This window comes from Streptomyces sp. NPDC051243, from assembly GCF_044455405.1.
Taxonomy (GTDB): domain Bacteria; phylum Actinomycetota; class Actinomycetes; order Streptomycetales; family Streptomycetaceae; genus Streptomyces.
On record NZ_JBITES010000006.1, the window covers coordinates 128,613 to 141,574 of the forward strand.

General features: G+C 72.1%; 14 protein-coding genes. 9 read left to right on the plus strand and 5 right to left on the minus strand.

Translation table 11 applies throughout. The features are described 5' to 3' along the window. The first annotated feature begins 61 nt into the window (after nucleotides 1–61). The 9 genes from ACIBAG_RS16845 to lgt all read left to right on the plus strand — a co-directional run bounded on the left by ACIBAG_RS16845 (nucleotide 62) and on the right by lgt (nucleotide 7,182). The gene (locus ACIBAG_RS16845) at nucleotides 62–703 is read left to right on the plus strand and encodes a TIGR02234 family membrane protein (protein WP_399105650.1); all 642 of its coding nucleotides are present in this window, start codon (nucleotides 62–64) and stop codon (nucleotides 701–703) included. A gap of 264 nt (nucleotides 704–967) precedes the next feature. Continuing rightward, the gene (locus ACIBAG_RS16850) at nucleotides 968–1,213 is read left to right on the plus strand and encodes an HGxxPAAW family protein (RefSeq protein ID WP_399105652.1); all 246 of its coding nucleotides are present in this window, start codon (nucleotides 968–970) and stop codon (nucleotides 1,211–1,213) included. 116 nt (nucleotides 1,214–1,329) lie between these two features. Continuing rightward, nucleotides 1,330–1,776: a DUF2752 domain-containing protein gene (locus tag ACIBAG_RS16855; protein ID WP_399105654.1), complete on the plus strand. Its 447-nt coding sequence runs from the start codon at nucleotides 1,330–1,332 to the stop codon at nucleotides 1,774–1,776. A gap of 135 nt (nucleotides 1,777–1,911) precedes the next feature. Next, nucleotides 1,912–2,721, plus strand: a complete 810-nt coding sequence (trpC, locus tag ACIBAG_RS16860; RefSeq protein ID WP_399105656.1) for an indole-3-glycerol phosphate synthase TrpC — start codon at nucleotides 1,912–1,914, stop codon at nucleotides 2,719–2,721. A gap of 21 nt (nucleotides 2,722–2,742) precedes the next feature. Further along, nucleotides 2,743–2,910 carry a tryptophan biosynthesis modulator TrpM gene (trpM, locus tag ACIBAG_RS16865; protein WP_369270424.1) on the plus strand — a complete coding sequence of 56 codons (168 nt, stop codon included), beginning with the start codon at nucleotides 2,743–2,745 and terminating at the stop codon, nucleotides 2,908–2,910. Nucleotides 2,911–3,046: 136 nt separating this feature from the next. Further along, nucleotides 3,047–4,333 carry a tryptophan synthase subunit beta gene (gene trpB / locus ACIBAG_RS16870; protein ID WP_399105658.1) on the plus strand — a complete coding sequence of 429 codons (1,287 nt, stop codon included), beginning with the start codon at nucleotides 3,047–3,049 and terminating at the stop codon, nucleotides 4,331–4,333. Continuing rightward, nucleotides 4,330–5,148, plus strand: coding sequence for a tryptophan synthase subunit alpha (gene trpA, locus ACIBAG_RS16875; RefSeq protein WP_399105660.1), 819 nt, complete (start codon nucleotides 4,330–4,332; stop codon nucleotides 5,146–5,148). The genes trpB and trpA overlap by 4 nt, the downstream gene beginning before the upstream one ends. A gap of 164 nt (nucleotides 5,149–5,312) precedes the next feature. Beyond that, a complete protein-coding gene (locus tag ACIBAG_RS16880; RefSeq protein ID WP_399105662.1) occupies nucleotides 5,313–6,086 on the plus strand; it encodes a DsbA family protein in 774 nt (257 codons plus the stop codon). 100 nt (nucleotides 6,087–6,186) lie between these two features. Next, on the plus strand, nucleotides 6,187–7,182 hold the full coding sequence (gene lgt, locus ACIBAG_RS16885; protein ID WP_399105665.1) for a prolipoprotein diacylglyceryl transferase: 996 nt from the start codon (nucleotides 6,187–6,189) through the stop codon (nucleotides 7,180–7,182). A gap of 138 nt (nucleotides 7,183–7,320) precedes the next feature. Here the strand turns inward: lgt and ACIBAG_RS16890 are convergent, their stop codons facing one another. The 5 genes from ACIBAG_RS16890 to ACIBAG_RS16910 form a co-directional block, all read right to left on the minus strand. Next, nucleotides 7,321–8,172, minus strand: a complete 852-nt coding sequence (locus tag ACIBAG_RS16890; RefSeq protein ID WP_399105667.1) for an HpcH/HpaI aldolase/citrate lyase family protein — start codon at nucleotides 8,170–8,172, stop codon at nucleotides 7,321–7,323. Continuing rightward, the gene (locus tag ACIBAG_RS16895; protein WP_399105669.1) at nucleotides 8,169–9,371 is read right to left on the minus strand and encodes a CaiB/BaiF CoA transferase family protein; all 1,203 of its coding nucleotides are present in this window, start codon (nucleotides 9,369–9,371) and stop codon (nucleotides 8,169–8,171) included. Before ACIBAG_RS16895 ends, ACIBAG_RS16890 begins: the two co-directional genes overlap by 4 nt. After that, the gene (gene rbsK, locus ACIBAG_RS16900) at nucleotides 9,368–10,261 is read right to left on the minus strand and encodes a ribokinase (protein WP_399105671.1); all 894 of its coding nucleotides are present in this window, start codon (nucleotides 10,259–10,261) and stop codon (nucleotides 9,368–9,370) included. The genes ACIBAG_RS16895 and rbsK overlap by 4 nt, the downstream gene beginning before the upstream one ends. Before the next feature lie 121 nt (nucleotides 10,262–10,382). After that, on the minus strand, nucleotides 10,383–11,786 hold the full coding sequence (locus tag ACIBAG_RS16905; protein WP_399105673.1) for an ADP-ribosylglycohydrolase family protein: 1,404 nt from the start codon (nucleotides 11,784–11,786) through the stop codon (nucleotides 10,383–10,385). Further along, nucleotides 11,774–12,961, minus strand: coding sequence for an ADP-ribosylglycohydrolase family protein (locus ACIBAG_RS16910; RefSeq protein WP_399105674.1), 1,188 nt, complete (start codon nucleotides 12,959–12,961; stop codon nucleotides 11,774–11,776). Before ACIBAG_RS16910 ends, ACIBAG_RS16905 begins: the two co-directional genes overlap by 13 nt. Between the last annotated feature and the right edge of the window lies 1 nt (nucleotide 12,962).

A 12,962-nucleotide genomic window follows, 5' to 3' on the forward strand; every position in this document is an offset into this window, starting at 1 on the left:
GAACCCGGCCGGCAGTCCCAGCCGAACCCCGGGTGACTGATCGTCCGGGGTCCGGGTGATAGTGGAGTACGTGACTGCTGTACCGCACCCTCGTTCCGAAGCCCCCGGTTCCGCCCGGGCCGGCCGTATGAGTCTCGCCGTCGCCCTGCTGTGCGGGGCGCTCGGCGCGGCCGTCGCGCTGCTCTCCACCCGGCAGCGCTGGTCGGAGGGCACCGTGACGGTGGCCGGCGGCCCGTTCCCCCTGATCGCCAAGGGCAGCGACGTCACGGGCGTCCCCGCGGCCCTGGCGATAGTGGGGCTCGCCGCGCTCGTCGCCGTCTTCGCCGTCCGCCGGGCCGGCCGCTTCGTGGTCGCCGGCCTGCTCGCGCTCGCCGGCGCCGGCACCGTCGTGGCCGCCCTGCTCGGCGCCTCCGACAGCTCCGCGCTCGACGAGAAGGCCGCCCAGGCCTCCGGCGACACCTCGGCCACCGTCCAGGCCCTCACGCACACCGCCTGGCCGTACGTCGCGGCCGTCGGCGGCGTCCTGATCCTGCTCGCCGGACTGCTGGCCCTGCGCTACGGCCGGCTGTGGCCCGGGATGTCCGGCCGCTACGAGCGCGGCGGCGCACCCCGTCCGCGCCGCAAGGCCCCGGCCACCGACCCCGACCGGCCCGAGGAACTGTGGAAGGCCCTCGACCGCGGCGAGGACCCGACCGGCGCGTAGCGGCTCCGCCGGGAAGGCGTGTCGGGAAGGCCGTGTCGGGAAGGCCGTGTCGGGAAGGCCGTGTTTCACCTGCGGGCCGGTGGGGGCTGGTCGGCGCACACGCGGCGGTAGCCGCATATCGACACAGCCCCGCGCCCCTGGCGGCGTTGCAGCTCCCGGTGTCTACTCGTGCGGGCTACCCCCTGACACCGCGTACGCACGCGTGCGGGACAATGGCAGCGAGCGTCCGGCTCGGACACGTACTTCAGCAACGAGGAGCAAGTAATGGCGGGCAGCAGCCACGGTCACACCCCGGCCGCCTGGACCGGTGTCACGATCGCCTTCATCGGTTTCTGCGTCTCGGGCGCCTTCATGGTGTTGGCTCAGCCCGTGGGCTTCTGGGCCGGCCTGGGGATCGCGGCCCTCGGTGGCGTCGTCGGCTGGATCATGCGCGGCATGGGCCTCGGCCAGCCCAAGGACGCTCACGTGCTCCTCGCGGAGAAGCGCGAGCCGGCGGACGTCCAGAGCTGATCGTCCAGAGCTGATTCCGTACGGCCCTCCCGTAGGCGTCGAGTCGAGGGGCGGCTTCCGGTCACCGCGTACCGGAAGCCGCCCCTCACGCGCGCGTGGGGTCCGCAGAGGGGAGAATGCGAGGCGTGAACGCCGACGGTCAGGGGATGACGCGGCCCGGCACCGGGAGCGTGTTCGGGCGGCTCGCCGTGCCGGCGGGGGTCCTCGGGGCCGTCGTGGGCGCCTTCAGCTACGTGGGCGCCGTGGACCCGAACGAACCCGGCCACTACCCCGCCTGTCCGCTCCTCCAGGTCACGGGCCTCTACTGCCCCGGCTGCGGAGGACTGCGCAGTGCGCACGCCGTCGTCCACGGGGACTTCGCGGCGGCTCTCCAGGACAACGCACTCGCTGTCGTCGGCTATGTGCTCTTCGCCGTGGTGTGGACCGTCTGGGTGATCCGGGCGGCGCGCGGGCGACCGCTCGCGCTCGATCTCTCGCCGGTGCGCCTGTGGGCGGCGGGGGCGTTGGTGCTGGTCTTCACCGTTGTCCGGAATCTGCCGTTCGGTGGCTGGCTGCATCCTTGATCAACTGGGGAATGTCCAGGTAGTGGGACCGGCGTCAACCGGATGCGAGGCCTACGCCCTCCTCCGGATACCATCGCAGTGACCATAGGTTTTGAACCGCTTTCACAGTCAACCGTCTGGAAGGGGGCCGCTCGCGTGAGTGTGCTCGACGAGATCATCGACGGAGTCCGTGCCGACCTCGCGGAGCGGCAGGCGCGCGTCAGCCTCGACGAGCTCAAGGAGCGCGCGGCGAAGGCTCCGGCCGCCAAGGACGGGCTCGCCGCGCTCAAGGGCGACGGCGTCAAGGTCATCTGCGAGGTCAAGCGCTCCAGCCCCTCCAAGGGCGCGCTGGCCGCGATCGCCGACCCGGCCGGGCTCGCCGCGGACTACGAGGCGGGCGGCGCGGCCGTCATCTCCGTCCTCACCGAACAGCGCCGCTTCGGCGGCTCGCTGGCCGACCTGGAGGCCGTCCGCGCACGCGTGGACATCCCCGTCCTGCGCAAGGACTTCATCGTCACGTCGTACCAGCTGTGGGAGGCCCGGGCCTACGGCGCGGATCTCGCCCTGCTGATCGTGGCCGCGCTGGACCAGCCCGCTCTGGAGTCGCTGATCGAGCGCGCCGTCTCCATCGGCCTCACGCCCCTCGTCGAGGTGCACGACGAGGACGAGGTCGAGCGTGCGGTCGACGCCGGCGCGAAGGTGATCGGCGTCAACGCGCGCAACCTGAAGACCCTGGAGGTCGACCGCGGGACGTTCGAGCGCGTCGCGCCCGAGATCCCCGCCGGCCTCGTCAAGGTGGCCGAGTCCGGCGTCCGAGGCCCGCACGACCTCATCGCGTACGCCAACGCCGGCGCCGACGCGGTACTGGTCGGCGAGTCCCTGGTCACGGGCAAGGACCCGAAGACGGCGGTCGCCGACCTGGTGGCGGCGGGCGAGCACCCCGCATTGCGGCACGGCCGAAGCTGATCACCCGCTAGGCTGACCCCGATGAACCGCACTGTGACGACCGTGGACCGGTACGCCCGCCTTGCGCGCGGCTGCCGACCCCGTGGCTGCCGCGCGCCGGCACGTCGCGTGCACGGCCGTCGCGTGCGATACGTCATCGGAGACGAACCTGGGCAGGTAAACGGCCGTCGATGGCAGCGCGCCCTTTAGGGGCGCGGGGCTCTGTTTGATTTGCGGCTACCGCCGCGCGGGCGCGAAAAGCCACATCGGGCCCGCAGCCAGCAGACAAACTCCGCCCCCACGGCGATCAGTGCTGTTCATACACCACTCACCGTGAGGTACACGCATGCCCAGCGACTTCTTCATCCCCGACCCGGAGGGTCAAGTCCCCACCGCTGAGGGCTACTTCGGCGCCTTCGGCGGCAAGTTCATCCCGGAGGCCCTCGTAGCCGCCGTGGACGAGGTGGCCGTCGAGTACGACAAGGCCAAGCACGACCCCGAGTTCGCCCGGGAGCTCGACGACCTGCTGGTCAACTACACCGGCCGCCCCAGCTCCCTCACCGAGGTGCCGAGGTTCGCCGAACACGCCGGCGGAGCCCGCGTCTTCCTGAAGCGGGAAGACCTCAACCACACCGGCTCCCACAAGATCAACAATGTCCTCGGCCAGGCCCTGCTCACCAAGCGCATGGGCAAGACCCGCGTCATCGCCGAGACCGGCGCCGGCCAGCACGGCGTCGCGACGGCGACGGCCTGCGCACTCTTCGGCCTCGAGTGCACGATCTACATGGGCGAGATCGACACCCGCCGCCAGGCCCTCAACGTGGCCCGCATGCGCATGCTCGGCGCCGAGGTCATCGCCGTGAAGTCGGGCAGCCGCACCCTCAAGGACGCCATCAACGAGGCGTTCCGCGACTGGGTCGCCAACGTCGACCACACCCACTACCTCTTCGGTACGGTCGCCGGCCCGCACCCCTTCCCCGCCATGGTCCGCGACTTCCACCGCGTCATCGGCGTCGAGGCCCGCCGCCAGCTCCTGGAGCGCGCCGGACGTCTCCCCGACGCCGCCATCGCCTGCGTCGGCGGCGGCTCCAACGCCATCGGCCTCTTCCACGCCTTCATCCCCGACACGGACGTACGCCTCATCGGCTGCGAGCCCGCCGGGCACGGCGTCGAGACCGGCGAGCACGCGGCGACCCTCACCGCCGGTGAGCCCGGCATCCTGCACGGCTCCCGCTCCTACGTCCTCCAGGACGAGGAGGGCCAGATCACCGAGCCGTACTCGATCTCGGCCGGTCTGGACTATCCCGGCATCGGCCCCGAGCACTCCTACCTCAAGGACAGCGGCCGCGGCGAGTACCGCGCGGTCACCGACGACGCGGCCATGCAGGCCCTGCGCCTGCTGTCGCGGACTGAGGGCATCATCCCGGCCATCGAGAGCGCCCACGCGCTCGCCGGTGCGCTTGAGGTCGGCAAGGAGCTGGGCAAGGACGGCCTGATCGTGGTCAACCTGTCCGGCCGTGGTGACAAGGACATGGACACGGCCGCGCGGTACTTCGGCCTGTACGACACCGACGCCGAGGTCGCCGCCGACGCCAACGGTGGTGCCGCCGAGATCCAGGGGGACGCCAAGTGAGCGGAAACATCCAGCTGTTGACGGACACCCTGCGGGCCGCCAAGGCCGAGGGCCGCTCCGCCCTCATCGCCTACCTCCCGGCCGGGTTCCCGACCGTGGACGGCGGCATCGAGGCGATCAAGGCCGTGTTCGACGGGGGCGCGGATGTCGTGGAGGTCGGTCTGCCGCACAGCGACCCCGTCCTCGACGGCCCTGTCATCCAGACCGCCGACGACATCGCCCTGCGCGGCGGAGTCAAGATCGCGGACGTCATGCGCACGGTCCGGGAGGCCCACGCGGCCACCGGGAAGCCGGTCCTCGTCATGACGTACTGGAACCCCATCGACCGCTACGGCGTCGAGCGTTTCACCGCCGAGCTCGCCGAGGCGGGCGGCGCCGGGTGCATCCTGCCGGACCTGCCGGTCCAGGAGTCGGCCCTGTGGAGGGAGCACGCCGAGAAGCACGGCCTCGCGACGGTCTTCGTCGTGGCGCCGAGCAGCAAGGACGAGCGGCTCGCGCAGATCACCGCGGCGGGCGGCGGCTTCGTCTACGCCGCCTCGCTGATGGGCGTCACCGGCACCCGGGAGTCCGTGGGCGCGCAGGCCCAGGACCTGGTCGAGCGCACCCGGGCCACCGGCACCGAGCTGCCCGTCTGCGTCGGGCTCGGCGTCTCCAACGCCGAGCAGGCCGCCGAGGTCGCCGGCTTCGCCGACGGCGTGATCGTCGGTTCGGCGTTCGTCAAGCGCATGCTGGACGCGCCGGACCACGCGGCCGGAGTCGAGGCCGTGCGCTCGCTCGCCGGTGAGCTGGCGAAGGGCGTGCGCGGGCAGGCGTAACGCACACCCTCACGGACGCTCCCCTTCAGGAACGCTCCGTGTCAGGGACGCTCCCCTTCAGGAGTGAAAGATCTTCAGAAGAAGGGTCTTCCGTACGAGTCGCTCGAACGGGTGGACCTGTGGCCGGGGAGGCGCGCTGCGCCTCCCCGGTTCGTTCTGCGGGTGTGAGCGAAAAGAATCGTGAGGGTAAGCGGACCGCCCGGGAGCGGCTGGCGGTCGAGCGCGAGAAGCAGAAGGCCGCCGACAAGCGGCGCCGTGCGCTGATCGTCGGCGCGAGCGTTGTCTGCGTGCTGGGACTCGCGGCGGTCGTCGGGGTCGTCGCGGCCAACGCCGGCAAGGACGACAGCAGTGAGGCGGGACCGGTCGTGGGCCCCTCGGGGGCGCAGGGCAAGGACGGCCTCGCGATCCCGGTCGGCGAGGAGAACGCCAAGTCGACGCTCACGGTCTGGGAGGACTTCCGCTGCCCGGCCTGCAAGTCCTTCGAGGACGCGTACAGGTCGACGATCCATGAGCTGACGGACTCCGGGAAGCTCAAGGTCGAGTACCACCTGGCGACGATCATCGACGGCAACATGGGCGGCACCGGCTCCCGCAACGCCGCCAACGCCGCGGCCTGCGCCCAGGACGTCGGGAAGTTCGTGCCGTACCACGACGTGCTGTACCAGAACCAGCCGCCGGAGGTCGACGACGCCTTCGCGAAGAACAGCAAGCTCCTGGAACTCGCGGCCAAGGTCGACGGCCTGGACACGCCCGCCTTCCGCAAGTGCGTCGAGAACGGTACGCACAACAGCTGGGTCGACAAGTCCAACGACGCGTTCAAGGAGGGCGGCTTCAGCGGTACGCCGACGGTGCTGCTGAACGGCAAGAACATCTACCAGGACCAGACGATGACGCCGGCCAAGCTGAAGCAGATGGTGGAGGCGAACGCCAAGGGATGAACCGGCGTGGGCGGGGCCCGCTCGGGGCGCTGCCCGTTATGGACCCGTAGCCGGGCCGCCTGCCATCGGCGCCGCCCGGCAGGGTAGCGTCGACCTTGCCATGGAACTTGCCTACATTCCCAGCCCGTCGCGCGGGGTGATCCACCTCGGCCCCGTTCCGCTGCGCGGCTACGCGTTCTGCATCATCATCGGTGTCTTCGTAGCCGTCTGGCTCGGCAACAAACGCTGGATCGCCCGGGGCGGGCGGGCCGGCACGGTGGCCGACATCGCGGTCTGGGCCGTGCCCTTCGGCCTGATCGGCGGCCGGCTCTACCACGTGATCACGGACTACCAGCTGTACTTCAGCGAGGGCCGTGACTGGGTGGACGCCTTCAAGATCTGGGAGGGCGGCCTCGGCATCTGGGGCGCCATCGCACTCGGCGCGCTCGGCGCGTGGATCGGCTGCCGGCGGCGGGGCATCCCGCTGCCCGCGTACGCCGACGCCGTCGCGCCCGGCATCGCCTTCGCGCAGGCGATCGGACGCTGGGGCAACTGGTTCAACCAGGAGCTGTACGGCCGGCCGACCGATGTCCCGTGGGCCCTGGAGATCACGTCCTCGACGGACGGGCGGGTGCCGGGCACGTACCACCCGACGTTCCTGTACGAGTCGCTGTGGTGCATCGGTGTCGCGCTGCTGGTGATCTGGGCCGACCGCCGCTTCAAGCTGGGACACGGGCGGGCGTTCGCGCTGTATGTCGCCGCGTACTGCGCGGGGCGGTTCTGGATCGAGTACATGCGGGTGGACGACGCCCACCACATCCTCGGGCTGCGGCTGAACAACTGGACCGCGCTGATCGTGTTCCTGCTCGCGGTGACGTACATCGTGGTGTCGGCGAAGAAGCGGCCCGGCAGGGAGGCCGTGGTCGAGCCCGGTGCGGAGGCCTCCGGCGGTGACGCCGACGGTGAGGGCGAGGGCGGCACCGACGCCGACGCGGAGAAGGCCGAAGCGGGCTCCTCGGACGCGGAAGCGGACTCCCCGGAGGCGGAAGCGGATTCCTCGGACGCGGAGGACGAGAAGACAGCGAGCAACGAGGCCGGGTCGGCGAAGAAGAGCTGAGGCTGCGTCGTACGGCGATGAGGGGCGCTCGGAATTCTCCGGGCGCCCCTCCTTGTGCGTGGGCGAGGGGTTTCGGTGAGTTCGGCACCGCCGGAACGCGCCGTGGGGGTGCTCGCCGTCGCGGCGGAACGGAACAGGTCAGCATCGGCGCGCGAGTGACAGGGTTCGCTGGGCCGCTGACACCACCGCCGCGTCGATGAAGGTTCCGTCCTGCAGGGCCTGGGCGCCTTGGTCTGTCGCGGCTGCCTTGAGGATCGCTTCCGCCTGCTGCAGTTCCTGCTCCGTGGGGAGGTAGGCGCGTTCGATCACGGGGAGCTGGCGGGGGTGGATGGCCACCCGGCCCAGGAAGCCCAGGGCGCGGCCGTGCGCGCAGGACGCCGCGAGGCCCTCCAGATCGAGGATGTCCGGGTGGATGGACTGGGCCGGCGGAGGCAGGCCCGCCGCTCGCGCGGCCACGATGACCCGGGAGCGTGACCAGTCGAGGCCCGCGTCGCCCCGTACGCCCAGGTCGGCCCGGAGGTCCGCCTCGCCCAGCGAGATGCCGTGCAGCGAGGGGTGGGCCGAGGCGATCGCGTGTGCGCGTTCGATGCCGACGGCCGACTCCAGGAGGGCGTGCAGCGGGGTCGTGCCCGGGTCGTCGGTCGGCGTCGTCTGGGCGAGGTGGATGATCTGCTCGGCGGAGATCACCTTCGGAAGGCGCAGGGCGGACAGACCGGGGAGGGCGGCCAGTGCCGTGAGGTCCTGCGCCGCCTGTGGGGTGCCCAGGGCGTTCACCCGGACGTGGACCGGGACGGGCTGTTCCGCTTCGGACAGCAGGTCGGCCGTGGCCGCCCGGGCGTAGTCCTTGCGGTCCGGGGCGACCGCGTCCTCCAGGTCGACGATGACGATGTCGGCGCCGGACGCCAACGCCTTGGCCACCACACGCGGGCGGTCGCCGGGGACGTACAGCCAGGTCAGGGGGTACGGGGCGGTCTTCGCCTGGCTCGTCACAGGGCACCCTCCTCGCGCAGGGCCGCCAGTTCGGCGGGGGTCAGGCCCAGGTCGGTGAGGATCTCGTCGGTGTCGGCGCCGTGCGGGCGGCCCGCCCAGCGGATCGCGCCGGGGGTGGCGGAGAGCCGGAAGAGGACGTTCTGCATGCGCAGCGGGCCGAGTTCGGGGTCGTCGACGGTGGTGATCGTGTCGAGGGCCCCGTACTGCGGGTCCGTCATCACATCGCGTACGTCCTGGATCGGGGCCACCGCCGCCTCCGCCTTCTCGAATGCGGCGAGGACGTCGGCGCGGGTGTGGCGGGCGATCCAGTCGCCGACCGCCCGGTCCAGGACGTCGGCGTGGCGGGCCCGGTCGGCGCCCGTCGCGAACCAGGGTTCGTCGATCAGGTCGGGGCGTCCCACCAGGTGCATCACGCGCTCGGCGATCGACTGGGCGGAGGTGGAGACGGCGACCCAGGTGCCGTCCGCGGTGCGGTAGGTGTTGCGCGGGGCGTTGTTGGCGGAGCGGTTGCCGGTGCGTTCCTGGACGTAGCCGAGCTGGTCGTACCAGGTCGCCTGGGGGCCGAGGGCCAGCAGCATCGGCTCGATGAGGGCCATGTCGACGACCTGGCCCTCGCCGGTGCGTTCTCGGGCGGCCAGCGCCGTCAGCACCGCGTACGCGGTCGCGAGGCCCGCGATCGAGTCGGCCAGGCCGAAGGGCGGGAGCGTCGGCGGCGCGTCCGGTTCGCCGGTGAGCGCGGCGAAGCCGCTCATCGCCTCGGCGAGGGTGCCGAAACCGGGGCGGTGGGCGTAGGGGCCGAACTGGCCGAAGCCGGTGACGCGGGCGAGGACCAGGCGCGGGTTGGCGGCGGAGAGCTCCGGCCAGCCGAGGTCCCATTTCTCCAGGGTGCCGGGGCGGAAGTTCTCGATCACGACGTCCGCGGTCGCGGCGAGGCGCAGAAGGGTGGCGCGGCCGCCGGGCTTGGCGAGGTTCAGGGTGATCGTGCGTTTGTTGCGGCCGAGGAACTTCCACCACAGGCCCACGCCGTCCTTCGACGGGCCGTGGCCGCGGGAGGGGTCCGGTTTCTCGGGGTGCTCGACCTTGACGACCTCCGCGCCGAAGTCGCCGAGCATCGTGGCGGCGAGAGGGCCGGCGAAGAGGGTGGCCAGGTCGAGGACGCGCAGGCCGGCCAAGGGGGCGGTGTCGGCTGCTTCGGTCATGACGCGTACCGTGCCTCGATCTCGGGGCGGTACGGCATCGACGCCGAGGCGCCTTCCCGCTGGACCGACAGCGCGGCCGCTGCCGCCGCCCAGGCCAGCGCGTCCGGCATCGGGCGGTCCTCGCCCAGAGCCACCGCGAGGGCGCCGACGAACGTGTCCCCGGCGCCGGTGGAGTCGACGGCGGTGACCTTCGGGGCCGGGACGGTCAGCGGGTCGGCGCCGCGCGTGGCGTACAGGCTGCCGGCCGCGCCCAGGGTGACGACGACCTCGGGCACCCGGTCGAGCAGCGCGGTGGCGGCCTCGCGGGGGTCGGTGCGGCCGGTGAGGGTGGTGGCCTCGTGCTCGTTGGGGACCAACAGGTCGATGGTGGCGAGGAGTTCGTCCGGGAGCGGCTGGGCGGGGGACGGGGTGAGGATCGTACGGACGTCGTGGCGGTGGGCCGCCTGCGCGCCGGCGAGGACCGCGGCCAGGGGGATCTCCAGCTGGAGCAGCAGGATGTCGGCGGAGGCGATGACGCCCTCGTCGCCGGGGCTCAGGTGGTCGAGTGTGCCGTTCGCGCCGGGGATCACGACGATCGCGTTGCCGCCCTCGTCGTCCACGACGATGTGCGCGGTGCCGGAGGGGCCCTCGACCGTGCGCAGGTCGTCGGTGTCCACGCCGGAGTGTTCGAGGGTGGAGCGCAGGTGGGCGCCGTAGGCGTCGTTGCCGACGGCGCCGATCATCAGGACGTCGCCGCCCGCGCGGGCCGCCGCGATCGCCTGGTTGGCGCCCTTGCCGCCGGGGATCGTGCGGAATTCCCGTCCCGTCACGGTCTCGCCGCGCTGCGGGGCCTTTGCGACATAGGTGACGAGGTCCATGTTCGTGCTGCCGAGCACGACGATGTCGGTCATGGGTGAGTGGCCTCCAGGTGGGTGAGTGCCTAGGCCGTGTCCGCGAAGTCCCGCCTGCCCCGCGCACCAGACGCCGCGGGGCCCGCCCTCCGGGCGGACGACGGGACTTTGCGGACACGACCTAGGGGACTTCGGGGGCGGGTGGGGGTGCGGGGTGGTGGTCGGGGCTGTGGGCGAGTTCGTGGGTGAGCCGGGCCAGTGAGTCGAAGCCGGTGCCGTTGAGGTCGGCGACGGACGTGGCGAGGCGGTTCTTGAGGGGGGCGGTCCAGCGGTCGGGGAGGGCGGAGGGCGTGCCGGCCAGGAGGGCGGCGATGCTGCCCGCGGTCGCACCGTTGGAGTCGGTGTCCCAACCGCCGGACACGGCACGGCAGATGGAGCCGGTGAAGTCGCCGTTCGCGTGGGTGAGGGCGGCGGCGATCAGGGCGGTGTTGGGGATGGCGTGGACCCAGTGGTGGGCGGGGGAGTAGGCGGCGTGGAGTTCGTCGACGACCGTGTCGAAGTCCTCGTGGGATCGGGACAGCCGGACGGCGTGCCGGATCGCCTGCGCCAGGCGGGAGCTCGGGGGGATCACCGTGAGGCCGGTGCGCAGGCAGGCGTGGATGTCGTGGGGGCCGGTCGCCGTCGCCGCCCGGGCGATGACGGCCGCCGTGAACATCGCCGCGTAGACGCCGTTCGCGGTGTGGGTGAGGGTGGCGTCGCGGTGGGCCTGTTCGGCCGCGGCGGACGGGTCGCCGGGGTTGGTCCAGCCGTGGACGTCCGCGCGGATGAGGGCGCCGATCCATTCGCGGAAGGGGTTGCGGTGGCGGGCCGTGTGCGGGGGTTCGAGGCCCAGGAGGAGGTTGCGGTGGGCGATGCGTTCGGCCGTGAACGTGCGGCCCGGCGGGAGTTCGTCCAGCCAGAGGCGGGCCACGTCGGTGGTGGTGAAGGTCTTGCCGTGGCGTTGGAGCAGGAGGAGGTTGAGGAGGGGGTAGTTGAGGTCGTCGTCCTCGGGCATGCCGTCGATGTTCTCGGCGAGGGAGGTGGCGGCCGACCGGCGGTTCCAGGGGTGGGCGGCGAGGAGGTCCGGGGGGACGCCGTGAGCTGTGAAGTACGTGGTCAAGGGCCAGTTTCCCGTGGAGCCGGCCAGTTGGCGGATGGCTTCGAGAGGGAGTTTCTCGACGGGTTTGCCCAGGAGGCAGCCGACTGCTCGGCCCAGCCAGGCCGCTTCGTAGCGGGGCGGGGCGGGTGCGGCCGGGGCGGGCGCGGGCCAGGACGGGCAGCTCGCCTTGATCTTCGCGAGGTCGGTGGGTTCCCTGTCCGCCAACCTGCTCGGCAGGTCCGCCAGTTCATCCAGCAGGTCCTCGGCCAGAGTCCGCAGATATCTCGAAGCCGGCTCCGGTGACGCCCCCGCGCGCAACGGTGCTTCCCTGCCGCCCGCCGCCCTCCAGCGCGCCGCGATCGCCGACGGTTCTCGGCCGTCCAGGGCTGCCTGGCGCAGCTCATGACCGATCAGGTCCTCCGGCTGGACCCAGGTCAGTCGGAGCATCCTCGGCCTCCCAACGCGGTGAACGCCGCCTCGTGCGCTCGACGTCGGCGGACGTCCCGCTCGTGGATCTCCCTCGCGACCTCGGTCAGCGCGCGGGGCGGCTCCCACAGGTCCAGGCGACTGGCCTCCGCGACCGCCTTCGACCACTCCTCCGGGACCGGTGAGCCCAGGGCGCCGGCCAGGGCGCCCGCCATCGTCGCCGTCGAGTCGCAGTCGCGGCCGTAGTTCACCGCGCCCAGCACCGACCGGCGGTAGTCGCCGTCCGCGATCAGCACCATGGCGAGGGCGATGGGGAGTTCCTCGATCGCGTGGAGGCGGGAGGGGCGGCGGGCGCCGAGGGAGGGGCGGCGGTAGTCGGGGCCGACCGTGTCGTACGGGGTGACCGCCTCCCGGAGCGGAGTCAGCGCCGACTCGAAGTCCGAGTGGGCGCCCGCCACTTCACAGACCTTCTCGATCGCTGTCCGCGTGCCGTCCTTCGCCAGGGACAGGCACGCCGCGACGACCGAGTCCGGTGTCGCCCCCGGTGTGCACGCCGCCGCCACCGCCGCCGCGAAGACGCCCGCCGCCTCTCGGCCGTACGACGACTGGTGGGCGCCCGCGATGTCCAGCGCCTCGGCATAGGCGGCGGGCGGGTCGGCCGCGTTGACCAGGCCCACCGGGGCCATGTACATCGCCGCGCCGCAGTTGACGATGTTGCCGACGCCGGCCTCACGTGGGTCCACGTGGCCGTAGTGGAGGCGGGCCACCAGCCATTTCTCCGCCAGGAAGACACGGTGCAGGGGGAGGGCCTCCGCCTCCAGCTCAGGGATCCAGCGCGGGTTCGTCATCAGGTCCGGAACCAGGTGGTCGGCGATCGCGTACGCGTCCAGGTGGTCGCGGACCTGCGCATAGACCCGTACCAGCGCGTGCGTCATCAACGTGTCGTCGGTGACGTGTCCGTCGCCCTTGTGGTACGGCGCGATGGGGCGGGCCGTGCGCCAGGCGTCGCCGTTCCAGGGACCGACGATGCCGTGGACGCGGCCGCCGTGGCGCTGAAGGATCTGGTCGGGGGAGTAGCCCTCCACCGGGCCGCCGAGGGCGTCGCCGACCGCCGCGCCGACCAGGGCGCCGGTGATCCGCTCGTCGAGACGCGGTTCACTGCCTTCTTCCCTGTTTTCTCTTCCTTTGGGCGTCATG

Coding starts and splice junctions, on each gene's coding strand:
- trpB (WP_399105658.1), top strand. CDS start 3,047: ATGCCCAGCGACTTCTTCATCCCCGACCCGGAGGGTCAAGTCCCCACC.
- rbsK (WP_399105671.1), bottom strand. CDS start 10,261: ATGACCGACATCGTCGTGCTCGGCAGCACGAACATGGACCTCGTCACC.
- ACIBAG_RS16905 (WP_399105673.1), bottom strand. CDS start 11,786: ATGCTCCGACTGACCTGGGTCCAGCCGGAGGACCTGATCGGTCATGAG.
- trpM (WP_369270424.1), top strand. CDS start 2,743: ATGAACCGCACTGTGACGACCGTGGACCGGTACGCCCGCCTTGCGCGC.
- ACIBAG_RS16895 (WP_399105669.1), bottom strand. CDS start 9,371: ATGACCGAAGCAGCCGACACCGCCCCCTTGGCCGGCCTGCGCGTCCTC.
- ACIBAG_RS16855 (WP_399105654.1), top strand. CDS start 1,330: ATGCGAGGCGTGAACGCCGACGGTCAGGGGATGACGCGGCCCGGCACC.
- lgt (WP_399105665.1), top strand. CDS start 6,187: ATGGAACTTGCCTACATTCCCAGCCCGTCGCGCGGGGTGATCCACCTC.
- ACIBAG_RS16910 (WP_399105674.1), bottom strand. CDS start 12,961: ATGACGCCCAAAGGAAGAGAAAACAGGGAAGAAGGCAGTGAACCGCGT.
- ACIBAG_RS16850 (WP_399105652.1), top strand. CDS start 968: ATGGCGGGCAGCAGCCACGGTCACACCCCGGCCGCCTGGACCGGTGTC.